Source organism: Micromonospora sp. NPDC005979, assembly GCF_040614415.1.
Taxonomy (GTDB): Bacteria; Actinomycetota; Actinomycetes; order Mycobacteriales; family Micromonosporaceae; genus Micromonospora.
Genome location: NZ_JBEXUR010000002.1, coordinates 57676 through 80886, shown reverse-complemented (window position 1 = coordinate 80886; position 23211 = coordinate 57676). Strand labels below are relative to the sequence as shown.

At 71.8% G+C, this 23211-nt stretch carries 24 protein-coding genes; 16 read left to right on the top strand and 8 right to left on the bottom strand.

The genetic code is table 11. The annotated features are described in order from the left end of the window. The first annotated feature begins 86 nt into the window (after positions 1–86). Positions 87–983: an ABC transporter ATP-binding protein gene (locus tag ABZ272_RS03540; RefSeq protein ID WP_355048320.1), complete on the top strand. Its 897-nt coding sequence runs from the start codon at positions 87–89 to the stop codon at positions 981–983. Next, complete coding sequence (locus tag ABZ272_RS03535) at positions 980–2593, top strand: ABC transporter permease (protein WP_355048319.1); 1614 nt, start codon at positions 980–982, stop codon at positions 2591–2593. The genes ABZ272_RS03540 and ABZ272_RS03535 overlap by 4 nt, the downstream gene beginning before the upstream one ends. A 107-nt stretch (positions 2594–2700) precedes the next feature. Here ABZ272_RS03535 and ABZ272_RS03530 read toward each other — a convergent pair whose 3' ends face one another. Continuing rightward, complete coding sequence (locus tag ABZ272_RS03530; RefSeq protein ID WP_355048318.1) at positions 2701–3036, bottom strand: STAS domain-containing protein; 336 nt, start codon at positions 3034–3036, stop codon at positions 2701–2703. A 143-nt stretch (positions 3037–3179) separates the two neighbouring features. Between ABZ272_RS03530 and hemL the strand changes: the two genes are divergently transcribed. The 6 genes from hemL to ccsB are packed head-to-tail and all read left to right on the top strand — an operon-like array spanning position 3180 to position 9226. Then, positions 3180–4517, top strand: a complete 1338-nt coding sequence (gene hemL, locus ABZ272_RS03525; RefSeq protein WP_355048317.1) for a glutamate-1-semialdehyde 2,1-aminomutase — start codon at positions 3180–3182, stop codon at positions 4515–4517. Positions 4518–4523: 6 nt separating this feature from the next. Beyond that, on the top strand, positions 4524–5171 hold the full coding sequence (locus tag ABZ272_RS03520; RefSeq protein ID WP_355048316.1) for a histidine phosphatase family protein: 648 nt from the start codon (positions 4524–4526) through the stop codon (positions 5169–5171). Beyond that, the gene (locus tag ABZ272_RS03515) at positions 5171–5740 is read left to right on the top strand and encodes a TlpA disulfide reductase family protein (protein WP_355048315.1); all 570 of its coding nucleotides are present in this window, start codon (positions 5171–5173) and stop codon (positions 5738–5740) included. The genes ABZ272_RS03520 and ABZ272_RS03515 overlap by 1 nt, the downstream gene beginning before the upstream one ends. Next, a complete protein-coding gene (locus ABZ272_RS03510) occupies positions 5740–6597 on the top strand; it encodes a cytochrome c biogenesis protein CcdA (protein WP_355048314.1) in 858 nt (285 codons plus the stop codon). Before ABZ272_RS03515 ends, ABZ272_RS03510 begins: the two co-directional genes overlap by 1 nt. Next, positions 6594–8249, top strand: coding sequence for a cytochrome c biogenesis protein ResB (locus ABZ272_RS03505; RefSeq protein ID WP_355048313.1), 1656 nt, complete (start codon positions 6594–6596; stop codon positions 8247–8249). Before ABZ272_RS03510 ends, ABZ272_RS03505 begins: the two co-directional genes overlap by 4 nt. Beyond that, positions 8249–9226: a c-type cytochrome biogenesis protein CcsB gene (gene ccsB, locus ABZ272_RS03500; RefSeq protein ID WP_355048312.1), complete on the top strand. Its 978-nt coding sequence runs from the start codon at positions 8249–8251 to the stop codon at positions 9224–9226. The genes ABZ272_RS03505 and ccsB overlap by 1 nt, the downstream gene beginning before the upstream one ends. A gap of 69 nt (positions 9227–9295) precedes the next feature. On the opposite strand, the gene ABZ272_RS03495 is transcribed toward ccsB, so the two are convergent. Continuing rightward, positions 9296–10660, bottom strand: coding sequence for a hypothetical protein (locus tag ABZ272_RS03495; RefSeq protein WP_355048311.1), 1365 nt, complete (start codon positions 10658–10660; stop codon positions 9296–9298). Positions 10661–10790: 130 nt separating this feature from the next. Then, the gene (locus ABZ272_RS03490; protein ID WP_355048310.1) at positions 10791–11267 is read right to left on the bottom strand and encodes a MarR family winged helix-turn-helix transcriptional regulator; all 477 of its coding nucleotides are present in this window, start codon (positions 11265–11267) and stop codon (positions 10791–10793) included. 59 nt (positions 11268–11326) lie between these two features. On the opposite strand from ABZ272_RS03490, the gene ABZ272_RS03485 reads away from it, so the two are divergent. From ABZ272_RS03485 to ABZ272_RS03475, 3 genes are all read left to right on the top strand, one after another. Further along, positions 11327–11881, top strand: coding sequence for a carboxymuconolactone decarboxylase family protein (locus ABZ272_RS03485; RefSeq protein ID WP_355048309.1), 555 nt, complete (start codon positions 11327–11329; stop codon positions 11879–11881). A gap of 140 nt (positions 11882–12021) precedes the next feature. Beyond that, complete coding sequence (locus tag ABZ272_RS03480; RefSeq protein ID WP_355048770.1) at positions 12022–12801, top strand: helix-turn-helix transcriptional regulator; 780 nt, start codon at positions 12022–12024, stop codon at positions 12799–12801. Next, positions 12792–12980, top strand: coding sequence for a DUF397 domain-containing protein (locus ABZ272_RS03475; RefSeq protein ID WP_355048308.1), 189 nt, complete (start codon positions 12792–12794; stop codon positions 12978–12980). The genes ABZ272_RS03480 and ABZ272_RS03475 overlap by 10 nt, the downstream gene beginning before the upstream one ends. A 65-nt stretch (positions 12981–13045) precedes the next feature. Here the strand turns inward: ABZ272_RS03475 and ABZ272_RS03470 are convergent, their stop codons facing one another. Beyond that, the gene (locus ABZ272_RS03470; RefSeq protein WP_355048307.1) at positions 13046–13861 is read right to left on the bottom strand and encodes an alpha/beta hydrolase; all 816 of its coding nucleotides are present in this window, start codon (positions 13859–13861) and stop codon (positions 13046–13048) included. Positions 13862–14198: 337 nt separating this feature from the next. On the opposite strand from ABZ272_RS03470, the gene ABZ272_RS03465 reads away from it, so the two are divergent. Both ABZ272_RS03465 and mqnP read left to right on the top strand, forming a co-directional pair. Then, positions 14199–15656: a menaquinone biosynthesis decarboxylase gene (locus ABZ272_RS03465; protein ID WP_355048306.1), complete on the top strand. Its 1458-nt coding sequence runs from the start codon at positions 14199–14201 to the stop codon at positions 15654–15656. After that, positions 15656–16567 (top strand): menaquinone biosynthesis prenyltransferase MqnP, encoded by a 912-nt coding sequence (gene mqnP / locus ABZ272_RS03460; RefSeq protein ID WP_355048305.1) that lies wholly within the window; start codon positions 15656–15658, stop codon positions 16565–16567. Before ABZ272_RS03465 ends, mqnP begins: the two co-directional genes overlap by 1 nt. Here mqnP and ABZ272_RS03455 read toward each other — a convergent pair. Continuing rightward, the gene (locus ABZ272_RS03455; protein ID WP_355048304.1) at positions 16564–17532 is read right to left on the bottom strand and encodes a terpene synthase; all 969 of its coding nucleotides are present in this window, start codon (positions 17530–17532) and stop codon (positions 16564–16566) included. The genes mqnP and ABZ272_RS03455 overlap by 4 nt on opposite strands. A gap of 160 nt (positions 17533–17692) precedes the next feature. Between ABZ272_RS03455 and ABZ272_RS03450 the strand changes: the two genes are divergently transcribed. Further along, positions 17693–18322 carry a UbiX family flavin prenyltransferase gene (locus ABZ272_RS03450; RefSeq protein ID WP_355048303.1) on the top strand — a complete coding sequence of 210 codons (630 nt, stop codon included), beginning with the start codon at positions 17693–17695 and terminating at the stop codon, positions 18320–18322. Between the two features lie 71 nt (positions 18323–18393). On the opposite strand, the gene ABZ272_RS03445 is transcribed toward ABZ272_RS03450, so the two are convergent. Next, a complete protein-coding gene (locus ABZ272_RS03445; protein ID WP_007454516.1) occupies positions 18394–18660 on the bottom strand; it encodes a BldC family transcriptional regulator in 267 nt (88 codons plus the stop codon). A gap of 269 nt (positions 18661–18929) precedes the next feature. On the opposite strand from ABZ272_RS03445, the gene ABZ272_RS03440 reads away from it, so the two are divergent. Further along, positions 18930–19388, top strand: coding sequence for an Lrp/AsnC family transcriptional regulator (locus tag ABZ272_RS03440; protein WP_355048302.1), 459 nt, complete (start codon positions 18930–18932; stop codon positions 19386–19388). Positions 19389–19410: 22 nt separating this feature from the next. Further along, on the top strand, positions 19411–20502 hold the full coding sequence (locus ABZ272_RS03435) for a PLP-dependent cysteine synthase family protein (protein WP_355048301.1): 1092 nt from the start codon (positions 19411–19413) through the stop codon (positions 20500–20502). Positions 20503–20515: 13 nt separating this feature from the next. Here the strand turns inward: ABZ272_RS03435 and ABZ272_RS03430 are convergent, their stop codons facing one another. Both ABZ272_RS03430 and ABZ272_RS03425 read right to left on the bottom strand, forming a co-directional pair. Continuing rightward, positions 20516–21136, bottom strand: a complete 621-nt coding sequence (locus ABZ272_RS03430; protein ID WP_355048769.1) for a putative glycolipid-binding domain-containing protein — start codon at positions 21134–21136, stop codon at positions 20516–20518. Between the two features lie 108 nt (positions 21137–21244). Further along, positions 21245–23200, bottom strand: coding sequence for a DEAD/DEAH box helicase (locus tag ABZ272_RS03425; protein ID WP_355048768.1), 1956 nt, complete (start codon positions 23198–23200; stop codon positions 21245–21247). Between the last annotated feature and the right edge of the window lie 11 nt (positions 23201–23211).

The following is a 23211-nucleotide window of genomic DNA, read 5'->3' as shown; positions in this document are numbered from 1 at the left end:
GCCCCTCCCGCATGGTTCGTGGGCACCGATGGTGCCCCGCTCACACTGTCTTCACAACTTTGTGAAACGAGTGTAGCTTCCGATATATGGAAACTCCGATTGAAGTGTCCGGCCTGGTCAAGACCTTCGGCCGCGTCCGGGCGCTCGACGGTCTGGACCTGACTGTCCGCGCCGGCGAGGTGCACGGCTTCCTCGGGCCGAACGGCGCTGGCAAGTCGACGGCCATTCGGGCGCTCCTCGGTCTGCTGCGGACGGACGCGGGGGTCGTCCGCCTGCTCGGGGGCGATCCGTGGCGCGACGCGGTGGCCCTGCACCGCCGGCTGGCGTACGTGCCGGGCGACGTGACGCTCTGGCCCAACCTCTCCGGCGGCGAGGTCATCGACCTGCTCGGCCGGATGCGCGGCGGGCTCGACCCGGCCCGCCGGGCCGAACTGCTCGACTCCTTCGAGCTGGATCCCCGCAAGAAGGGCCGGACGTACTCCAAGGGCAACCGGCAGAAGGTCGGCCTGGTGGCCGCCCTCGCGTCGGATGCCGAACTCCTCATCCTGGACGAGCCGACGTCCGGCCTGGACCCCCTCATGGAGGAGGTCTTCCAGCACTGGGTACGCCGGGCGAAAGCCGACGGCCGCACCGTGCTGCTCTCCAGCCACATCCTGGCCGAGGTGGAGGCGCTCTGCGACCGGGTGACGATCATCCGCAACGGGCGGGACGTGGAGACCGGCACCCTGAGCGAACTGCGGCACCTGCGGCGCACCTCGATCGAGGCCGAGCTGACCGGTCCGGTGGACGGGCTGGGTCAGCTCACCGGCGTGCACGACCTGCGGGTGGACGGGCAGCGGGTGCGCTTCGACGTGGAGGACGCCGCGCTGGACAGCGCGCTCCGTCGGCTCACCGAGATCGGCGTACGCAGCCTGGTCAGCCAACCGCCGACGTTGGAGGAGCTGTTCCTGCGGCACTACCAGGCCGAGCAGGTGGGATCATGACCGCGTTCACCGGCACCCGACACCTGGTGCGCCTGATCCTGCGGCGGGACCGGATCGTGCTGCCCATCTGGATCCTTCCGCTGGCCGTGCTGCCGGCCAGCTACGCCGGCGCGTACACCGGCCTCTATCCGACCGCCGCCGAGCGGGCCGCCTACCTGGCCGGCACGGCGAGCAACCCGTCGATCGTCGCGCTGCTCGGTCCGGTGTACGGCGACAGCACTGGCGCGCTCACCGTCCAGCGGGCCGGGCTGTTCGCCCTGGTCGCCGCCCTGGCGAGCGTGCTGACGGTGGTACGACACACCCGCACCGAGGAGGAGGCCGGCCGGCGGGAGTTGCTGGGCGCATCGGTCCTCGGCCGGTACGCCGGGCTGACCGCGGCGCTGCTGGTCACGTACGCCGCGAATCTGCTGCTCGGCCTGCTCATCGCCGGCGGCCTGGTCGCGGCGGGCCTGCCTGGGGCCGGATCGCTGCTCTTCGGCGCCGGCGTGGCCATGACCGGCATCGCCTTCGCCACGGTCGGCGGCCTTGCCGCGCAGCTCACCCAGAGCGCCGGCGGGGCGCGCGGCATCGGGCTGGGCGTGCTCGGGTTGGCGTTCGCGCTGCGCCTCGGCGGCGACGCCGGAGGTTCCGGTGGCAGTGGCGGACGTGCCGAATGGTTGAGCTGGATCTCCCCGCTCGGCTGGGCGCCCCGGGGGCGGGCCTTCGCCGGCGAGCGATGGTGGGTGCTGCTGCTGCCGGTGCTGTTCAGTGTGGCGGTGGCGCTCGTCGCGTACCCCGTCTCGGTACGCCGGGACGTGGGTGCCGGCGTGCTGCCGCCCCGGCTCGGTCCGGCGACTGCGGGCGGCGCCCTGGCCGGACCGTTCGGCCTGGCCTGGCGGCTGCACCGGGGCCAGTTGCTCGGCTGGGCGATCGGCTTCGGGCTGCTCGGTCTGGTGCTCGGCGGCGCGGCGGACGCGGCCGGCGACGCGGTGCAGGGCAACGAGCAGGTCGCCGAGCTGCTGGCCCGGCTGGGTGGGTCGTCGACGTTGGCCGAGGCGTACCTCGGCAGCACGTTGAGCCTGACCGCGCTGGCCGCCGCCGGGTACGGCATCCAGGCTGCGCTGCGGGCGCGGGCGGAGGAGACGGCCGGGCGGGCCGAACCGCTGCTCGCCACGGCGGTGAGCAGGGTCCGCTGGCTGGCGGCGCACCTGGCCTTCGCGCTGCTCGGCCCGGTGGTGGTGCTAGCCGTGACGGGGGCGGCGACGGGACTGTCGTACGGCCTCAGCGTCGGTGACGTCGGCGGCGAGGTGCCCCGGATGCTCGGCGTGGGGCTGGTCCAGGTTCCGGCGGCGTGGGTCCTCGCGGGGCTGACGGCGCTGCTGGTGGGCTGGCTGCCCCGGTTCTCGTGGGCGGCCTGGGCGGTGCTCGCCGGCTGCCTGCTGCTGGGTCAGATCGGCGCGATCCTGGACCTGAGCCAATGGGTCCTGGACATCTCCCCGTTCAGCCACACCCCCCAGGTCCTGAACGACAACTGGACAGCGCTCCCCCTGCTGGCCCTGAGCGCAGCAGCAGCCACCCTGTTAACCCTGGCCCTGAAGACCTTCCAAACCCGAGACATCCCCACCCCCTGAAGCGCGCGTTGATCAAGAGGTTTGCGTCAGCGGAAGCGCGATTTCTGACGCAAACCTCTTGATCAACAGGGATGTCCGGGGGTCCGGGGGGCCGGAGGGGGGTGGGGTTAGCCGGTGGGTTGGTCGTTTTTGATCATCAGGGCGCTGCGTAGGCCGGTGATGTCCAGGACGCGGATCAGGAAGTCACCGACGTGGGTGAGCATCAGCAGGCTCTGCGCGTGGCTGGCCTTGCGGCTGAGCACCACGAGCGTGCCCAGGCCCTGCGAGTCGCAGAAGGTGACGCCGCCGAGGTCGAGCACGATCCGCGGGGGCGGATCGGCCAGCACCTCGTTGACCACGGTGCTGAGCTGGGCGGCCGTGAGCATGTCGATCTCACCGGCCAGGCGAAGCACTGCTTCGTCACCCGTCCGGTGTAGCGTGATGGACAGTTCGGCACGATCCACTCGGTCAGCCTAGCGCGATCCAGCCGACCCGGCCTGTCGAGGCGACGAGCCGGCCCATCGGGCACCGGAGCTGGGTGAGCCCGGTAACCCTCGCCCGGGGTGGCTGCTGGTTGACCGTCCGGCGCTGACACAATGGCGGCATCGTGACCGACATCGTTTCCGCCGGATCTGGCCGCTACCCGGCCGACGCGCCGGCCTCCGAGGCCCTGTTCGACCGCGCCCGCGCCATCGTGCCCGGCGGGGTCAACTCCCCCGTGCGCGCCTTCCAGGCCGTTGGCGGCACCCCGCGCTTCATGGTCCGTGGTGAGGGCCCGTGGCTGTACGACGCCGACGGTCGCCGCTACGTCGACCTGGTGTGCTCGTGGGGTCCGCTGATCCTCGGGCACGCCCACCCGGAGGTGGTGGACGCCGTGCAGACGGCCGCCGCCCGGGGCACCAGCTTCGGCACGCCCACGCCGGGCGAGGTGGAGTTGGCCGCCGAGATCGTCGACCGGACGCCGGTGGAGCAGGTCCGCCTGGTCAACTCCGGCACCGAGGCGACCATGTCGGCGATCCGGCTGGCCCGTGGCTTCACCGGCCGCTCCAAGATCGTCAAGTTCGCGGGTTGCTATCACGGTCACGTCGACGCGCTGCTCGCCTCCGCCGGTTCCGGCGTGGCGACCCTCGGCCTGCCCGACTCGCCGGGCGTCACCGGCGCGGCGGCCAGCGAGACGATCGTGCTGCCGTACAACGACATCCGGGCCGTCGAGGAGGCGTTCGCCGCCGAGGGCCCGCACATCGCCGCCGTGATCACCGAGGCCGCCGCCGGCAACATGGGCGTGGTGGCCCCCCGCGACGGCTTCAACCAGCAGCTCGCCCGGATCGCCCACGCGCACGGCGCGCTGCTCGTCGTCGACGAGGTGATGACCGGGTTCCGGGTCTCCCGCGCCGGGTGGCACGGCCTCGACGCTTCCGACGCGGACCTGTGGACGTACGGCAAGGTCATGGGTGGTGGCCTGCCCGCCGCGGCGTTCGGCGGGCGCGCGGACATCATGGCGCGTCTCGCGCCGGCCGGCCCGGTCTACCAGGCCGGGACGCTCTCCGGTAACCCGCTGGCCTGCGCCGCCGGTCTGGCGACCCTGCGGCTCGCCGACGACGCGCTCTACCGCAAGCTCGACGACACGGCCGCCGTCGTGGGCAAGCTGGCGTCCGACGCGCTGGCCGCCGCCGGGGTCCCGCACTTCCTGTCGTACGCGGGCAGCATGTTCTCCATCTTCTTCACGGACGCCGACGTGGTCGACTACGACAGCGCGCGCACCCAGCAGGTGCCGGCGTTCAAGGCGTTCTTCCACTCGATGCTCGCCGCCGGCGTCTACCTGCCGCCGAGCGCGTTCGAGTCGTGGTTCGTGTCGGCGGCGATCGACGACGCCGCTCTGGAGCACATCGCCGCCGCGCTGCCGACGGCGGCGAACGCGGCGGCAGCCGCTGGTCACGGGGGGTAACAAGCAGTGGCGAAGACGGTGGTCCACGTGCTCCGGCACGGCGAGGTGCACAACCCCGACCAGATCCTGTACGGGCGGCTGCCCGGTTTCCGCCTCTCCGAGCTGGGTGTGCAGATGGCCAAGGCCGCCGCGCAGGGTCTCGCCGAGCGGGAGATCGTGCACGTGGTGGCCAGTCCGTTGGAGCGCGCCCAGCAGACCGCCGAGCCCATCGCCGCCCAGTTCGGGCTGCCGGTCGGGGTGGACGAGCGGCTGATCGAGAGCGCCAACTGGTTCGAGGGCAAGAAGGTCTCCCCGGGCGACGGGTCGTTCCGCGACCCGCGCAACTGGTGGGTGCTGCGCGACCCGGTGACGCCGTCCTGGGGTGAGGCGTACCGGGTGATCGCCGAGCGGATGTTCGCGGCCGTGCACGCCGCCCGGGTCGCCGCCGAGGGGCGCGAGGCGGTGCTGGTGTCGCACCAGCTCCCGATCTGGACCCTGCGTCGTTACGTCGAGCGCAAGCGACTCTGGCACGACCCGCGCAAGCGCCAGTGCGGGCTCGCGAGCCTCACGTCGTTCCACTTCGACGACGCGAAGGTGGTGGGCATCGGCTACAGCGAGCCGGCCGCGCACCTCGTCGCTCTCTCCGCGACAGCCCGGACGGCCAAGGGGGCCTGATGACCGCCCGGAGGTGGACCGCCGCTCTGCTCGCTGCCGTCGCCACGGTGGCGCTGGCCGGCTGTACGTCGGCGAAGGGGCAGGAGAAGACCTGCTCGACCACCTCCGGCGGCATCATCGAGTGCGCGCCCGATCAGCGCTCGGCTCCTCCGAAGCTCGGCGGGGAGCTGCTCCTCGGCGGCAACTACGACGTCACCCAGGCCCGGGGCCAGGTCGTGGTGGTCAACTTCTGGGGCTCCTGGTGTGCGCCCTGCCGGGCCGAGGCCGACGACCTGGAAGCCGTCTACCAGGCCACCAAGGGCTCCGGGGTGACCTTCCTCGGCATCAACGTGCAGGATTCGCGGGACAAGGCCAAGGCGTTCGAAGAGGGCCGGGTCACCTATCCGAGCCTCTTCGACCCGGCCAGCCGGTTGGCGCTCGGCCTGGACATCCCGCCGAACACCGTCCCGGCGACCGTGGTGCTCGACCGGGATGGACGGGTCGCCTCGGTGATCCGCCGTGCGGTGACCCAGGACGAGCTGCGGCCGATCGTGGACGAGATCGCGGCTGAGAAGCCGGCGTCGAACTGATGGGCGAGACGTTCAAGGAGCTGGCCCAGAGCGGGCCGCTGGTGCTCGCCATCGGCGCGGCGGCGCTCGCCGGTTTGGTGAGCTTCCTGTCTCCGTGCGTGCTGCCGCTGGTGCCGGGCTACCTGTCGTACGTCACCGGACTAGCCGGCGCCGACCTGGAGGGCCACGCAAGGAAGGGCACCTTATTAACGCCTGAGGTAGAGGAAGGGGCCCTTCCTAACGCCTCGGCCGACGGTGGTGGAGGCGTCGCCGTACGCGAGCGGACCACGACGGCCGCGGTCAAGGGCCGGGTGCTCGCCGGGACGCTGCTCTTCATCGCCGGCTTCACCGTGGTCTTCGTGGCCACCGCGATCCTGTTCGCCGGCATCGGTCGGGTCTTCTTCGACTACGAGCGGCAGTTGGAGATCGTCGTCGGCGTGCTGATCATCGTGCTTGGCCTGGGCTATCTCGGGATGATTCCGGCGCTGCAACGCGAGTTCCGGATCTCCCGCCTGCCGTCGGCCGGCCTGCTCGGCGCACCGGTCTTCGGCGCGGTGTTCGCGCTCAGCTGGGTGCCGTGCACCGGCCCGACGCTCGGCGCGGTGATGGGCATGGCGGCCACCAGCGGTCAGAGCGACCGGGCCGTGGTGCTCGCCGTGGCGTACTGCCTCGGGTTGGGGATACCGTTCGTCGTCTTCGGGCTGGGCTTCGAACGCCTGCTCGGGGTCTTCCGCGCCATCCGGCGCAACAGCCGCTGGGTCACCCGGGTCGGCGGCGCGCTGCTCATCCTGATCGGCCTGGCGCTGGTCACCGGTGGATGGCAGAGCTTCGTGATCTGGTTGCAGACCACCGTCGGGGTGGGCGAGGTGAGCATATGACGGTCGTCGACGAGCGCCCGGAGGCCGAGGCCCCGGCGCCGCGCCGCCGGCCCAGCCGGCTGCTGGCCCTGCTGCGCAACTCATGGCGGCAGCTCACCAGCATGCGTACGGCCCTGATCCTGCTCTTCCTGCTGGCGATCGCCGCGATCCCCGGATCGGTGCTGCCGCAGCGCGGGATCAGCCCGGAGAAGGTCAACCAGTACTTCGTCGACCACCCGGACTGGGCGCCCCGGCTGGACCGGATCGGCGCGTTCGAGGTTTTCGGCTCGGTCTGGTTCTCCGCCATCTACCTGCTGCTGTTCACGTCGCTGATCGGCTGCATCACGCCCCGCCTGCGCGACCACTTCCGGGCGCTGCGGTCCCGGCCACCGGTCGCGCCCAGGCGGATGGCCCGGCTGCCGCAGCACACCACGCTGCCCGCCCCGGCCGGCGGCGTGGACGCGGTCGCCGAGGTGCTGCGCAAGCGCCGTTGGCGGGTCGAGGTACGCGGCAATGAGGTCTCCGCCGAGAAGGGCTACCTCAAGGAGACCGGCAACCTGCTGTTCCACACCTCGCTCATCGCGGTGCTGATCGGCGTCGCGCTCGGCTCCTGGTACGGGTGGAGCGGCAACCGCCTGCTGGTGGCGGGCGCGGACAACGCGTTCTGCAACACGCGCCAGCAGTACGCCGAGGCCAAGCTCGGCCCCCGCGTCGACACCGCCGACCTGCCCCGCTTCTGCCTGCGGCTGGACGACTTCCAGGCCCGGTTCCTGCCGTCCGGTCAGCCGGAGTTCTTCAACGCCCGGGTGACCGTGGACGGCCCCGACGAGCCGACCCGCAGCGCGGACTTCTCGGTCAACTCGCCGCTGCGCCTCGCCGACGCGAGCGTCTACCTGCTCGGCCACGGGTACGCCCCGGTGATTCGCTACACCGACCGGTACGGCAACAGCCAGGTCAGTGACGAACCGTTCCTGACCACCGGTGACATGGGCCTGACCAGCGAAGGGCTGGCCGCCTTCCCGGACGCGAACGTCGATCCGGCGACCGGCAAGCGGGTGCCGGGTGAGCAGATGGCGTTCACCGGCATCTACCTGCCCACGGCGCCGCAGCAGCCGCCGTTCGTCCGCTCCGAGTACCCGACCGAGCGCAACCCGGCGCTGAACCTGGTCGCCTACCGGGGCAACCTCGGCATGGACGCCGGCATCCCCGGCTCGGTCTACCAGCTCGACCAGCGGCAGGTGCGCAACGGCAAGGTCAAGGAAGTTGGCAGCAAGCTGCTCCGCAAGGGCGAGAAGTGGACGCTTGACGACGGCACCACGGTCGAGTTCCTCGGCACCGAGCGGTACGTGACGCTCTCCGTCCGGCACGACCCCGGCTCGACGCCGCTGCTGGTGAGCTGCGGTGTGCTGCTGGTCGGGCTGATGGGCTCGCTGTTCGGGCGGCGTCGCCGGGTGTGGTTCCGGGTGCTGCCGGCCGACCCCGCTGATGGATCTCCGACAGGCGGTAGTAGCTTGATGGAGGCCGGTGGGTTGCCGCGCACCGACTATCCAGGGTTCGCCGACGAGTTCGCCCAGTTGGTCGCCGCCGTGAACGGGGACGAACGGGCGGCTGAGCGGGCCGGTGCCGACACCGAATCCGGTGGCCCGGCCGGTGTGCGAGAAGGGACCGAGTGATGTCCGCGCTCTCCGACAATCTGGTGACCTTCGCGATCCTGACGTATCTGATCGCGATGATCAGCCACGCCGTCGAGTACGCGTTGGGCAACGCGCGTACCCGGGCCGCCGTGGCGTCGCCCACCCGCGAGCTGGTGGGGGCGGGGGTCGGCGGTGGCGGTGGCGTCATCCCGGAGCCGCCCGCGTCGGCACCACCGACCGTCGACGGCTCGGCCAACCGGGCGCGGATCGCCGGGCTGGTCGCCGTGGCGGCCACCGCGCTCGCCGCCGTACTGCACCTCGCGGCGCTGGTCACCCGTGGTCTCGCGGCCGACCGCATGCCGTGGGGCAACATGTACGAATTCGTGCTCACGGTGACGTTCATCGGGGTCGCGGCCTGGCTGGTGGTGCTCTGGAAGCGGCCGTCGCTGCGCAAGCTCGGGCTGTTCCTCACCCTGGTCATGGTGCTGCTGGTGGCCACCGCCGAGCTGGTCCTGTACGTGCCGATCGTGCCGCTGGTGCCGGCGCTGAACTCGTACTGGTTCGTCATCCACGTGTCGACCATCGTCTTCGCGTCCGGCATCTTCCTGCTCGGCGCGGTGCCGGCCGTCGGCTTCCTCATGCGCAACGGGTACGAGCAGGGCAAGCGGAGCTTCCCGTACACCCTCGCGAAGCGGCTGCCCGCCGCGGTGAGCCTGGAGCGGCTGACGTTCGCGCTGCACGCGTTCGCCTTCCCGATCTTCACGTTCGCGGTGATCGCCGGCGCGATCTGGGCCGAGGCCGCCTGGGGTCGGCCGTGGGGCTGGGACCCGAAGGAGACCTGGGCGTTCATCTCCTGGGTGGTCTACGCCGGCTACCTGCACGCGCGGGCCACGCCCAGCGTGAAGCGCAACGTGGCCACCTGGATCGCCGTGCTCGGCTTCCTCACCATGCTGATGAACCTGTTCGGCGTGAACATCTTCTTCACCGGCCTGCACTCGTACGGCGGGCTGAACTGACCTGACAACGCAGCGCGGGCCGGCCACGGAATCGTCCGTGACCGGCCCGCGTCGTCATGGTGCGTGTGGTCAGCTCACGCTGACCGGGGCGACGTCGTTGGTCGGGTTGTCGTCCACCCGCGGGAAGCTGCCGTATCGCTGGACCTCGCCGGGCGTCCCGGAGAGGCTGTCGATCCGCAGGTCGAAGGTGACCGTGTTGCTGGTCCCAGCGGTGAACACGGCCCTCCCTCCGTCGCAGTACCAGGTCTTCGGGGCGTCGTCGCCGTTCTCCTCCTCCTCACTGCCGGTCTGCCAGCAGCGCGGGCTGCCCACCACGGTGACGCCGGCGGGCGGGGTGAAGTAGAACGCGCCGACCGTGTCGCCGGAGATCGTGCCGTCCGGTACGCCCGGCCCCTCGTTACGGAGGCCCACGGTGACCTGGACGGTGTCGCCGACCGCACCGGTGATGGCGGCGCCCTGGGCGACGACGTCGAAGGCGCCGTGCACCGCACGCAGGTAGGTCTGCCCGCCGATGCCGTCCACCTCGACCGGGATCACGCCGAGCGGCTTTCCGACCGGCCGGAGCCGCAGTGCCTGGTCGCCCTCGCGGCGCGTGAGCCGTACACCGCTCGGGAGAGGGCCGGCGGTCGCCAGCGGCTCCACGATCTGGGTGATCCGCTTGTCGCCGAGGGTGGCCGGGCCGACCGTGGTGGCGAGCCCGCCGCGCAGCTCGTGCCGCTGGCCGGGCGCGAACGTGCCCCGTACGGTGCAGACCACCACGGTGGCGAGCACCTGGTCGGTGCCGTAGCGGCAGTTGCGGTAGGTGGCCGGGACGAGGCCCACCGGGAAGCGCATGGTGAGCCGCAGGTCGACGGCCGGTTGGTCGCCGGCATTGACCACGGCCACCGGGGCGGCGCGCGTGTCACCCACGTCGACGCCGTCGACGTGCTCGTCGACCATGTCGAGCAGGTCGGGCCCGGACCGCACGGTCAGCGTCGCCTGCTGGGTGGACGGCTCGGTCTGCTCGCCGAGCGCCGTGTAGGCGATGGCGCCGGTCGCCCCGTCGGCCGCCCCGGGCGCGGCCCGGAACACGACTGGCACGGTGCCGGTGACGGTGCCGAACTCCTCGGTGGCGTCGGCCGGCATCGGGCAGGTGACCGATGTGCCCTCGGTGACACATGCGGCGGGGAAGGTGGCGGTGGCGACGCCGGCCAGGCCGCCCAGGTCGAGGGTCACCCGCGGTTGGGTCGCGCCCGTGCTGGTGAGGGTCAGCGGAACCGTCCGAGCGGGAGCGCCCGGGGCACCGACGGTGGCGTCGTAGAGCTGGGCCTCGACCCAACCGGGATCGTCCTGCGCCAGGGCCGGCGTGGCGGCCACACCGACCGTCGCGGCGCCCACGATGAGCGCGGTGAAGCCGCGCAGGAGCCTGCCCCGTGAAACACGCACAGATCTCATCGATCTCCTTGGTGAGGGGGACCGGTCGGCGTCACTTCAGCCCGACCGGCACCCCTGATCCTAGGGATCACCTATGACAGTTTTCGATCAGTCGATCGGTCCTGGCGTGATCACCGGTTGTCGATCTGAGTCAGCCGCCGAACCAGCCCGGCATGTCGAGGCGGAACCAGTTGGTGGCGGCCATCGTGCTCAGGTCGTCCTCGATCGCGGCCACGCGATCCTGGCCCAGGGTCGCGGCCCAGCGTTCCCGTAGTCGATCGAAGATCTCGGCCGAGCGACGGAGCCCGTCGACGCCGCGCGGTGTCATCCGGACCAGCCGTCGGCGGGCGTCGGCGGGGTCGTCGACCCGTTCCAGATAGCCGACGGCGACCAGCCGGTCGACGGTCTTGCCGGCGGCCTGCTTGGAGATGCCCAGTCGTTGCCCCAGCTCGCTGGCGGTGGTGCCGTCGATGCCCACGGCCTGGAGCACGAACCCATGGAGCGGGCGCAGGTCGGGATGCCCCTCGCGAGCCAGTTCGGCGTGCAGGTCGTCGATCAGCGTGCGGAAGCCGGCCAGCAGCAGCAGCGGGAGCTGGAAGCCGGGCCGGGTCGGCTCAGGGCTTGCCACGTTGGACAACCACGTTTACTATTTCGTCAACCACGTTGACTATCTTAAGGCAGGCGCCCATGTCCGTCTTCACCGCCCACACCGCCGAGACCGCACCGCCCGCCGCGCATCCGACCATCGAGGGGGTACGCGACCGCTTCGGCTTCCTGCCCGCCCCGGTGGCGCTGATGGCCGAGTCACCCCAGTTGCTCGCCGGTTTCCTCGCCGCGAACGCGGGCTTCGAGCAGACCGACCTCCCGCCGCTGGAGCGGGAGGTGGTCGTCCTCGCGGTGGCCACCGCAAACGAATGCCACATCACCGTCGCCCTGCACACCGGCACGCTGACCCGACTCGGTGCCTCCGCCGAGCTGATCGCCGCGATGCGCGCCAACACCGCCCTGCCCGAGCCGCGACTGGAAGCGCTGCGCCAGTTCACGCTGGCCGTGCTCAAGCACCGGGGCGCGGTGCCCGACGAGGAGCTGGAGGCCTTCCTGGCCGCCGGCTACCAGCCCCGGCAGGCGCTGGACGTGGTGCTCGGCGTCGGGGCGTACACCATGTCCACCTTCGCCAACCGGCTCACCCGCGCGCCGCTCGACCCGCCACTGGCCGCTCACGCCTGGACCCCGGCCGCCTGACCGAACCGCGTTACCGCAACATGCCGGTAGAGGGCTGACTCAGGGTCGCGGTTTCGCTACCTTGCGCCAGAAGGGCCGATGTGACCCTGTTCGGCAGCGGAAGGTGAGGCGCGGTGACCACGACACTGTCCACAGCGGAGATGATCAGAGACCAGCTCCGGCGGTCCCGGCTCGCGGCCGGGCTCAGCCAGGAGGAGTACGGCAAACGGGCGCACTACTCACCGTCCATGGTGTCGTCGGTCGAGGTGGGCCAGACGGTGCCCAACCTGGCGTACCTGACCCGGGCCGACGAGGTGCTCGACACCGGCGGCCTGCTGGTCTCGCTCCGCGAGCTGGGTCGCCGGCACGCCGAGCCGGTGTGGTTCCGCCCCTGGTTGGAGGTCGAGCGGGTGGCCACCCAGTTGCGGTGCTTCGAAGCGACGATGGTTCCCGGGCTGTTGCAGACCGCCGACTACGCCCGCGCGGTGTTCCGGCTCGATCTGGGGCTCACCGCCGAGCGGGTGGAGGAGCTGGTGGCCGCCCGGCTGGAACGGCAGACGATCCTGGATCGGGAGCACCCGCCGCAGCTCACCGCCGTGATCGACGAGGCCGCCCTGCGACGCTTCGCGGAGGGCTGCGCCGGTGTGCTGGCCGGCCAGCTCCGGCACCTGGTGGCGTGTGCCCGCCGCCCCCACATCCGGGTGCACGTACTGCCCCAGGCGGTCGGGTTGCACGCCGGCATGTTCGGGCCGTTCATCCTCGGCCGCACCGCCGACGGCAGTTGGCTCGGCTTCCTCGACAACCAGACCGGCGGCACCGCCGTCGACGAGAACAACGAGGTGGCGACCCTGCTCGGAAGGTGGGAGAGTCTGCGCAGCGACGCGCTGCCCCGGCAGCAGTCCATCGACCTGCTCGAGGAGATCGTGAAGCCATGGATCTGACCGGAGCCCACTGGCGCAAGTCCACCCGCAGCGGCAACAACAGCGGCGCCTGCGTCGAGGTCGCCGACAACCTGCCCGGCCGGGTGCACGTCCGCGACTCGAAGGACCCCGACGGCGGCGTGCTTACCTTCAGCCCGGCCGCCTGGCGTGCCTTCGTCGAGCTGGCCCGCACCCCCTGACCTACCCCGGGGCTCGGGCTCAGGCCGCCTGGCCCGCGCCCGCTGACCTACCCCGGGGCTCGGGCTCAGGCCGCGAGGAAGTCGCGCAGCAGGGCGAGCATCTCGTCCGGGCGCTCCTCGTACAGCCAGTGCCCGCAGTCGTCGATCACCTCGCCGCGAACGGTGTCGGCGTACCGGCGTACCTGCTCGGCGACCTGACCGCCGAGGCTGGCCGACGCGCCGACGGCCAGCACCGGCATGGTGAGCTTCGTGGCCCGGTACGTCGCGTTGTCGGCGATGTCCCGGTCGAACGCCCGGAAGTGGGCGAAGCTCGCCCGCAGGTGCGCCGGGTCGCGCAGGTGGCCGGCGAACTCCTCGATGTCCGGCGCGGCGATGCTGCCCTTGTGCACCATCAGGGCGTCGGTGAACCGGTCCACCCAGAGCGACTCCCGCCCACGGACCAGCTCCTCCGGCAGCCCGTTGTCGAGCGTGAAGAAGCCGAAGTTCCACACCGCCGGCCCGGCCGCGGTGAGCGCCGGGAACGTGTAGATGCTCTCGTCGGGGATCGGCGCCTCGGTGAGCGCCAACCGGCTCACCCGGTCGGGATGGGCGGCGGCGTACGCGTACGCCACCATCGTCCCCAGGTCGTGCCCGACCACTCGCAGGTCACCGATCAGGCCGAGTTGGTCCAGCAGGCCGTGCAGGTCGGCGGCGACGGTCTTCTTGTCGTACCCGTCGGCCGGGGCGTCGCTGTCCCCGAAACCGCGCAGGTCGGGCGCGACCACCTCGAAGGATCGCCCCAACTCGGGCAGCAGGTGCCGCCACATGTACCAACACTGCGGGTACCCGTGTAGCAGCACCAGCGGTGGGCCGCTGCCACCCCGGACATAGTTCATGGTCATCCGACCGACCCGTGCCCGTTGCTCGGTGAACCCCGCCGGAACCCGATCGCCAGCCATCCGCCGCCCCCGTCTGCCGGCTGCCCGGCTACCCGCTCGACCGACGGCCATGCCTGCGCGCGCTGCGCTGGAAAGTTGATCGACTCGGGTTTCCGGAAGTCGGGCTGTCCCAGGCCGCTGGACACCCCGACTTCCGGAAACAGGAGTGGATCAACCGGGCCGGCCGGGGGTCGCCGGGCTCGCCGGGCAGGTCGGGCTCGCCGGGGTCGTCGCGGGTCGTCGCGGGTCTCACAGCACCCGGCGTGGGCCGCGCCGCACCCGGTGCGGGAGACTGGGCGACATGGCTCGTGGCTTCCCGTACACCGATCTCAAGGACTTCCTCGCGGCGCTGGAGCGCGCGGGGGAGCTGATTCGGGTCGACGTCCCCGTCGACCCGACCCTGGAGATCAGCGAGGTGGTCACCCGCACGGTGCGCGCCGGCGGGCCGGCGTTGCTGTTCGAGCACCCCACCCGGGGTGAGATGCCGGTGGCGATCAACCTGTTCGGCACCGAGAAGCGGATGGCGATGGCCCTCGGCGTCGACTCGCTGGACGAGGTCGGCGCGCGGATCGGCGCGTTGATCAAGCCGGAGCTGCCGGTCGGCTGGTCCGGCATCCGCGAGGGCCTTGGCAAGGTCATGCAGCTCAAGTCGGTGCCCCCGCGCAAGGTCAAGACCGCGCCCTGCCAGGAGGTCGTCTACCGGGGCGACGACGTCGACCTGGGCCGGCTGCCGGGGCTGCAGGTGTGGCCCGGCGACGGCGGGATCTTCCACAACTACGGGCTGACCCACACCAAGCACCCGGAGACCGGCAAGCGCAACCTGGGCCTCTACCGGCTCCAGCAGCACGGCCGCAACACCCTCGGCATGCACTGGCAGATCCACAAGGACTCCACCGCCCACCACGCGGTCGCCGAACGGCTCGGGCAGCGCCTGCCGGTCGCGGTCGCGATCGGCTGCGACCCCGTCGTCTCGTACGCGGCCAGCGCGCCGCTGCCCAGCGACATCGACGAGTACCTGTTCGCCGGGTTCCTGCGCGGCGAGCGGGTGGAGATGGTCGACTGCCTCACCGTGCCGTTGCAGGTGCCGGCGCACGCCCAGATCGTGCTGGAGGGCTACCTCGAGCCCGGCGAGCGGCTGCCCGAGGGGCCGTTCGGCGACCACACCGGCTTCTACACGCCGGTCGAGCCGTTCCCGGTGCTGCACATCGAGGCCATGACCATGCAGCGGAACCCGGTCTACCACTCGATCATCACCTCGAAGCCGCCGCAGGAGGACCACGGCCTCGGCAAGGCCACTGAGCGGATCTTCCAGCCGCTGCTCAAGCTGCTGATCCCGGACATCGTCGACTACGACCTGCCGGCCGCCGGGGTGTTCCACAACTGCGCGATCGTGTCGATCCGCAAGCGCTACCCGAAGCACGCGCAGAAGGTCATGAACGCGATCTGGGGCGCACACCTCATGTCGCTCACCAAGCTCATCGTGATCGTCGACGAGGACTGCGACGTGCACGACTACAACGAGGTCGCCTTCCGCGCCTTCGGCAACGTCGACTACGCGCGGGACCTGCTGCTCACCGAGGGCCCGGTGGACCACCTCGACCACTCGTCGTACCAGCAGTTCTGGGGCGGCAAGGTGGGCGTGGACGCGACCCGCAAGCTGCCGGCAGAGGGCTACACCCGCGGCTGGCCGGAGGAGATGACCATGGCCCCCGAGGTCACCGCCCTGGTCGACAAGCGCTGGAAGGAGTACGGGATCTGATGGCCGTTCTCGACGCACCGGTGGAGAAGCCGGGCCGGGTCAAGTCCTTCCTCAAGCTCGTCACCATCGAGCACTCCGTGTTCGCGCTCCCCTTCGCGTACCTGTCCGCGCTGACCGCCATGCAGGTCGACGGCGGCGGGGTTCGCTGGCTCGACCTGCTGCTGATCACCGTGGCGATGGTCGGGGCGCGGACGTTCGCGATGGCCGCCAACCGCATCCTCGACCGGCGGATCGACGCGCGGAACCCCCGTACCGCCGGACGGGAACTGGTCACCGGGGCGGTGAGCGTGCGGACGGCCTGGACCGGCGCGGCCGTCGCGCTCGTGGTGTTCCTCGCCGCCGCCGCGCTGCTCAACCCGCTCTGCCTGGTGCTCGCGCCGCTCGCCGTGGTGCCGCTGGTCGTCTACCCGTACGGCAAGCGGTTCACCAACTGGCCGCACGCCATCCTCGCCATCGCCCAGGCGGTCGGCCCGGTCGGCGCCTGGCTCGCGGTCACCGGCACCCTGGACGGCTCCGGGCCGGCCTGGGTGCTCGGCGCGGCGGTCGGGCTCTGGATCGGCGGCTTCGACCTGATCTACGCCTGCCAGGACTCCGAGATCGACCAGCGGATCGGCGTGCACAGCGTGCCCGCCCGGTACGGGCGCCGCTTCGCGCTGCACGCCTCGACGCTCGCGCACGTGGTCACCTTCGGGCTGTTCGTGTGGTTCGGGGCGCTGATCGGGTTCGGCTGGCTGTGGTGGGTCGGCCTGGCGCTGACCGCGGTGGCGTTCGCCTACCAGCACCTGGTGGTCAGCCCGACCGACCTCAGCAAGGTCAACCGGGCGTTCTTCACCGCCAACGGGTTCGTCGGCATCGCGCTGTTCGTGTTCGCCCTGCTCGACCTGGTGATCCGCCTCGACCTGCGCCCCTAGGGTCTGGCGGCCGTCGGGTAGCGGCCGCTCTCCAGGGTCCAGTCGATGGTGCCGCGCACGGCGTACGCGACCCCGTCGAGATGGTCGGTGACGGCCTTGTCCAACGCCGGCCCGAACGACGGCACGGCGGCGCGGAGCGCCACGAACCGTCGCATCGACTCGCGCCAGCGCTCGGCCACCCGCCGCACCGCCTCGTCCGACGACACGCCCCACTCGACCTGTGTCGCCAGGACCAGGTTGTGCCCGCCCGAGGTGGCCCGGTCCTTCTCCAGCGAGGCCAGGTCGTTGTACCAGGAGAGCAGGTCGTTGCCGGTGCGGGCGATCTGGCGCAGCAGCGGATGGTGGTAGACGGGATCGGGCAGGGGCCGGCCGCCGACGAACTCCACCAGCGGATACGACACCTCGGCCGCCGAAGTGGCCCGCCGCAGCTCGACGTACTCGTCCACGCTGGGTCGGACGGTGGCCTCCTTGTTGGCCGCCTCCCGCCAGGTGCCGTCGAGGTGCCGGCCCACCGCGTCGGCGAAGCGCAGCCGCCACCGGAACGGCATCCGTCTGCGCGGTTCCCGCCACGCCAGCACCAGCAGTCGCCGCAGCGGCCCGGTCAACCCAGCGTGCCGGAGGCGGGGACCGTCGTGCAGCAGCGCCAACGTTCCGTCGCGCAGCGCCCGGATCTGCGCCGGGCTGAGCCGGTGTGGGCCGTCGCAGGCGTCGTCGACGAGGAAGAACCAGGTGAAGAGGGCCGTCAGCACCCGCAGGTCGGCTTCGCTGGCATCCGGGTAGAGCCGCCCCGCGTACCGGGCGAAGCCGCCCCGGGCCAGCCGGTGCAGCGCGGCGTCGTCCAGCGGCATGCCCAGCTCGGGCAGGATGCCGACGAGCCACTGCTGGACCCGGTCGGCGTGCGGCGAGAGTCGGGGTGGGATCGGGCACTCGGCGCGCAGCGCCCAGAGAACCTCGCCGGTCGTCACCGATGCCTCCCGTGCGAACCGCTCCCGGTGCGAATCGCCATCGGCAGCATCGCAGGTCGGCGGGACAACCACCTACCCGGCCGGACAAGTCGGACGGCTGCGGCGCGGCGGATCGTGGGGTGCCCAGCGGCGCGCGGCGACGACCAGGCAGGCTGGGGGCATGCGGGAACCATGGGTGGTCGGTGTCTCCGGGGCCTCCGGTACGCCGTACGCGGCGGCCGTCGTCGGCGGGCTGCTCGACGCGGGCGAGCCGGTGGACCTCATCGTGTCCCGGGCGGCCCGGCTCACCCTGCTGGACGAGACCGGGCGCTCGTTCCGCGACGCGCACTGGGCCGAGGACCTCGCGGCCTGGCTGGGTCGCGACCTGACCGGAGCGGACGTACGCCACTGGCCGGCCGGCGACCTGGCCGCCGGGCCCAGCAGCGGTTCCTACCGGGTACGCGGAATGGCCGTCGTACCCGCCAGCACCGCGGCCTGCGCCGGCATCGCGATCGGGCTCTCCAAGGACCTGCTGCAGCGTGCCGCAGAGGTCAACCTGAAGGAGCGCCGACCGGTCGTGGTGGTGCCCCGGGAGACCCCGGTGACCCGTAGCCACCTGGAGCACCTGATCGCGTTGCACGACGCCGGCGCGGTCGTGCTGCCGGCCAGCCCCGGCTTCTACGGCGCGGGCGCGGCGGCCAGCGCGCAGCAACTGGTCGACTTCGTGGCCGGCAAGGTGCTGGACGCGCTCGGCGTGCCACACACCCTGTTCCGCCGGTGGTCCGGCCAACTCGGCGCGGCCCGGAGCTGAACCGTCAACTGGGTTCCAGTGGTGTGCGGACCGGACGGGTGTCCGGTCCGCCTGACATTGTCCGCACCAGTTCAGTACATGCCGGCGTTGGCCGGACCCGGCCCGGTGGAGGCAGCCGGACCCACGTTGCGTGGCTTTCCGACCTCGTCCACCTCGTCCAGCATGCCCTCCCCCTCAAGCAGGGCTCGCACCTCGGATTCCCGAAACCGGCGATGCCCGCCTGGAGTCCGGATGCTTCCTATCCGGCCGGCCGCCGCCCATCTCGTCACAGTCTTCGGGTCTACCCGAAACAGCGCGGCGACCTCACCCGGTGTCAGCAGGCGATCTCCAGTGTCCACAGCCCCCTCCTCGCGTCGACGAAGCCCCTGGCTGAACACACTGCCCCCGGCTGGTGCGAGCCCAGAGCCGTCATGAGGGACGTATGGCAATTACAGCACCAGGGAACTGGCCTGTCCGCCAAACGCGAAAAATGCACTGACTGGGAAGTTAGTAAATGGTACTGGTGCAACCCCTACCTAGACCGTCAGTTTATGAACAGTTACTCACTGTTCTGACCAACGGATGCCGAAGGCCTCGCGTTACGCCCAACGCGTTAAGGTCACTCTCCGTGGACGCCATCGACCTGAGCCTCGTCGACCTGCTGCGCGGCAACGCCCGCCTGTCGTACGCCGAGCTGGCCCGGCAGGTGGGCCTCTCCGCCCCGGCCGTGCACGAACGCGTCGGCAAGCTGGAGAGCAGCGGCGTGGTGCTGGGCTACCGCGCGGACGTCGCGCCCGAGGCGATCGGGCTGGGCGTCACCGCGCTGATCGGGATCGTCGAGGACTCCGGCGCGGACTCCGACGACATGCTGGAGTCGCTGCGGGTGCTGCCCGAGATCGAGTCCTGCTACTTCATGGCGGGCGTCGAGTCGTTCCTGCTCAAGGCCCGGGTCGGCACGATCGCCGAGCTGGAGCAGCTCATCGTGCGGCTCAACCGGACCCCCGGGGTCGCCTCCACGCGCACCGCCATCGCCCTGTCCACCAAGTGGGAGAACCGCCCCCAGGCGGTCGGTCCGCAGCCCGCCTGACCTGGTTGCTAGGTTTCCGGGCGTGACTCATCTCGACCGGTGCGACGAGGCCAGCCGTAGCTGGGTGACCGAGGCGATCGCCGCCGTCGAGGCCGACGCGAACCGCTCGGCCGACACCCACCTGCTGCCCTTCCCGCTGCCCCGGGCGTGGGGGATCGACCTCTACCTCAAGGACGAGTCGTCCCACCCGACCGGCTCGCTGAAGCACCGGCTGGCCCGCTCGCTGTTCCTCTACGGCCTGTGCAACGGCTGGATCGGGCCGCAGACCACGATCGTCGAGGCGTCCTCGGGCTCCACGGCGGTCTCCGAGGCGTACTTCGCCCGCATGCTCGGGCTGCCGTTCATCGCCGTGATGCCCGCCTCCACCTCGCCCGAGAAGATCGCGCAGATCGAGTTCCAGGGCGGCCGGTGCCACCTGGTGGACGACCCGGCGGGCGTGGTGGTCGAGGCCCGCTGGCTGGCCGAGGACTCCGGCGGCCACTTCATGGACCAGTTCACGTACGCCGAGCGGGCCACCGACTGGCGGGGTAACAACAACATCGCCGAGTCGATCTACGCGCAGTTGGAGCTGGAACGACACCCCATCCCGGCCTGGATCGTGGTCGGCGCCGGCACCGGCGGCACCAGCGCCACCATCGGCCGGTACGCCCGCTACCGCCGCCTGGTCACCAAGCTCTGCGTCGTGGACCCGGAGAACTCCGCCTTCTACCCGGCCTGGGTGGCCGCCGACTGGTCCGTACGCACCGGCAAGGGCTCCCGCATCGAGGGGATCGGCCGGCCCACGGTCGAGGCGTCCTTCCTGCCCTCGGTCGTGGACCGGATGGTGCAGGTGCCGGACGCGGCCTCGCTGGCCGCCATGCGCGCCGGCTCGACGGTGCTCGGTCGTCGGGTGGGCGGCTCCACCGGCACCAACCTGTGGGGCGCGTTCAGCCTCATCGCCGGCATGTTGGCCGAGGGACGGACCGGCTCGGTGGTCAGCCTGATCTGCGACGCCGGTGACCGGTACGCCGACACGTACTACTCCGACGACTGGGTCGCCGCCCAGGGCCTCGACCTGACGCCGCACGCCGCGACCGTCGAGCGCTTCCTGAGCAGCGGGGACTGGCCCGCCTGAGCGGGATGCGCCGTCAGCGGGGGTCGATCCGTTCGGCCAGGCCGGGATAACGCACCACGTACCCGTCGGCGTCCAGGTCGATGTCGGCCGTGAAGGTGCCGCTGGCGAACCGTACGCGACCCGGACCGAGCCCGGTGTAGATCTGCTCGGCCGCCACCACCTCCAGACCCGGCAGCAGTACCCACGCGACCGTGATCCGGCGCGGCATGTCCGCCGGTCCGCCGGTCAGCCCGAGCCGGCGTACCGGAAGGGCGTTGAACAGCGGCGAGCCACTCAGATCGACGTCGAGCGCGTCGGCGAGGCGATCCGGGTCGTCGGTGCCGGGCAGGCCGGCCCGCGGGTGCCCGGCCCCGACCAGCGCGGCATCCAGGTCGCCCTGCTCGGCGGTGGTCACCCGCCACCGGGACGTGGCCCGCTCCAGGGTCACCCGCCGAAGCCAACCCGACCCCTCGGCCTCGACCTCGACCCGGGCGGTGCTCCCGTCGGGCGCGGTCGTCAGGCGGTAGCGGGCGGTGAACGGAATCGGGTCGACGGCGAGCAGGGTGCCGCGCGCCGACAACGCCTCGCCGTCGTCGAGCAGGGCATGTTCGCTGCCGGCGGTGTCCGTCCGGGACCAGAAGATCGACTTGCTCATGGTCGCCATGAGCCGGACGTTACGCGACCCGGCCGGAGTCGGCAGCGCATGCGCGAACGCAGCCGCGGAGCACAAGCTCCGCGACGGCGTTCGGCGTGGATCAGAAGATCAGTGGGTACGCGCCGGCGGCCGCCCTCCGAAGCCCTGCCGATCGTCGCGCGGCCGGTCGTCCCGACCACGGCCCTCGGAGCGGTAGCCGCCCCGGCTGTCGCGGTCCGCGAAGCGCCGCTCACCCCGGTCGGCCTGGGGCCGGTCGCCGAAGCGCCGCTCGCCGGTCGGTCGGTCGCCGTACTGCCGGTCGCCTTGCGGCCGGTCGCCGAAGCGCCGCTCGCCGGTCGGTCGGTCGCCGTACTGCCGGTCGCCTTGCGGGCGGTCGCCGAAGCGGCGCTCGCCCTGGGGACGGTCGCCGTACTGCCGGTCGCCCTGCGGCCGGTCGCCGAAGCGCCGCTCGCCGGTCGGCCGGTCGCCGTACTGCCGGTCGCCCTGCGGCCGGTCGCCGAAGCGCCGCTCGCCGGCCGGTCGGTCCCCCCGGTCGGTCTGCGGGCGGTCGCCGTAACCGCGACTGTCCCGGTCGGCGTAGCGGCGCTCGCCGGTGGGCCGGTCGCTGTAGCGGCGCTCGCCCTGGGGACGGTCGCCGTACTGCCGGTCGCCCTGCGGCCGGTCGCCGAAGCGCCGCTCGCCGGTGGGCCGGTCGCCGTAGCGGCGCTCGCCCTGGGGACGGTCGCCGTACCGGCGTTCGCCGGTGGGCCGGTCGCCGAACCGGCGCGGGCCGCCGGAGCGGTCGTCGAACCGTCGTCCACCGCCGGAGCGGTCACCGAAGCCGCGCGGCTCCGCCTCGACCCGAACCGGAACGCCGCTGGGCTGGCGGGCGCCGATCAGCTCCGCCAACACCGGGTCGCCGACCCGGACGCGGGTCTCGGCCGGCGCGACGCCGGCCTTCTCCATCATCGCGAGGGTGGTACGGCGCTGCTTGGGCAGCACCAGCGTGGCGACCGCGCCGGACTCGCCCGCCCGGGCGGTACGACCGGCACGGTGCAGGTAGTCCTTCGGGTCCTTCGGCGGGTCGACGTGCAGCACCAGCGTGACCCCGTCGACGTGGATGCCCCGGGCCGCCACGTCGGTGGCGACCAGGACGTTCATCCGACCCTCACGGAACTCGGCGAGGGTCTTGGTCCGCATCCGCTGGGTCTTGCCGCCGTGCAGTCCACCGGCCCGTACGCCGACCGCGGCCAACTGCTCGACCAGCCGGTCGACGCCCATCTGCGTACGCGCGAACACCATGGTCCGTCCGTCCCGCGCCGCGATCGAGGCGGCCACCGGGAACTTGTCGTGCGGCGGGATCAGCAGCACGTGGTGGTCCATGGTGGACACCGAGGCGGTGGACGGCGCGGTGGAGTGGGTCACCGGGTCGTTCATGAATCGCTTGACCAGCGCGTCGACGTCGCCGTCCAGAGTTGCGGAGAAGAGCAGGCGCTGACCGCCGGCCGGCGTCTTCGCCAGCAGCTCGGTCACCTCGGGAAGGAAGCCCATGTCGGCCATCTGGTCGGCCTCGTCGAGCACCGTCACCTCGACGTCGTCGAGCTGGCAGACACCCCGCTCGATCAGGTCGCCGAGCCGCCCCGGGGTCGCCACGATGATCTCCACACCGCGGCGGAGCGCGTCGATCTGGCGGTCGTACGGAACACCGCCGACGGCGGTCTTCAGGAACACGTTGAGTGCCTTGCCCAACGGCAGGAGCGCGTCGTTGACCTGCATGGCCAGCTCGCGGGTCGGTACCAGGACCAGGGCGCGCGGCCGCAGGGGACGCGCCGGACGCCCGGCGGCGACCCGGGCCAGCAGCGGGAGGCCGAAGGCGAGGGTCTTGCCCGACCCGGTCTGCCCACGACCGAGCACGTCCCGGCCGGCGAGGGCGTCGGGGACGGTGGCCTGCTGGATCGGGAAGGGGGCGGTGATGCCCTGTCGGGCCAGAGCGCGAACCAGCGGCTCGGGCAGGCCCAGACCGGCGAAGTCGATCGACTCGGCGGTCTCGGCCGGAACGGCGTCGGGCGTCTCGGGGGCGTCGATCGTCTCGGGAG

Coding starts and splice junctions, on each gene's coding strand:
- ABZ272_RS03540 (WP_355048320.1), top strand. CDS start 87: ATGGAAACTCCGATTGAAGTGTCCGGCCTGGTCAAGACCTTCGGCCGC.
- ABZ272_RS03535 (WP_355048319.1), top strand. CDS start 980: ATGACCGCGTTCACCGGCACCCGACACCTGGTGCGCCTGATCCTGCGG.
- ABZ272_RS03515 (WP_355048315.1), top strand. CDS start 5,171: ATGACCGCCCGGAGGTGGACCGCCGCTCTGCTCGCTGCCGTCGCCACG.
- ABZ272_RS03510 (WP_355048314.1), top strand. CDS start 5,740: ATGGGCGAGACGTTCAAGGAGCTGGCCCAGAGCGGGCCGCTGGTGCTC.
- ABZ272_RS03505 (WP_355048313.1), top strand. CDS start 6,594: ATGACGGTCGTCGACGAGCGCCCGGAGGCCGAGGCCCCGGCGCCGCGC.
- ccsB (WP_355048312.1), top strand. CDS start 8,249: ATGTCCGCGCTCTCCGACAATCTGGTGACCTTCGCGATCCTGACGTAT.
- ABZ272_RS03495 (WP_355048311.1), bottom strand. CDS start 10,660: ATGAGATCTGTGCGTGTTTCACGGGGCAGGCTCCTGCGCGGCTTCACC.
- ABZ272_RS03485 (WP_355048309.1), top strand. CDS start 11,327: ATGTCCGTCTTCACCGCCCACACCGCCGAGACCGCACCGCCCGCCGCG.
- ABZ272_RS03480 (WP_355048770.1), top strand. CDS start 12,022: ATGATCAGAGACCAGCTCCGGCGGTCCCGGCTCGCGGCCGGGCTCAGC.
- ABZ272_RS03475 (WP_355048308.1), top strand. CDS start 12,792: ATGGATCTGACCGGAGCCCACTGGCGCAAGTCCACCCGCAGCGGCAAC.
- ABZ272_RS03470 (WP_355048307.1), bottom strand. CDS start 13,861: ATGACCATGAACTATGTCCGGGGTGGCAGCGGCCCACCGCTGGTGCTG.
- ABZ272_RS03465 (WP_355048306.1), top strand. CDS start 14,199: ATGGCTCGTGGCTTCCCGTACACCGATCTCAAGGACTTCCTCGCGGCG.
- mqnP (WP_355048305.1), top strand. CDS start 15,656: ATGGCCGTTCTCGACGCACCGGTGGAGAAGCCGGGCCGGGTCAAGTCC.
- ABZ272_RS03450 (WP_355048303.1), top strand. CDS start 17,693: ATGCGGGAACCATGGGTGGTCGGTGTCTCCGGGGCCTCCGGTACGCCG.
- ABZ272_RS03430 (WP_355048769.1), bottom strand. CDS start 21,136: ATGAGCAAGTCGATCTTCTGGTCCCGGACGGACACCGCCGGCAGCGAA.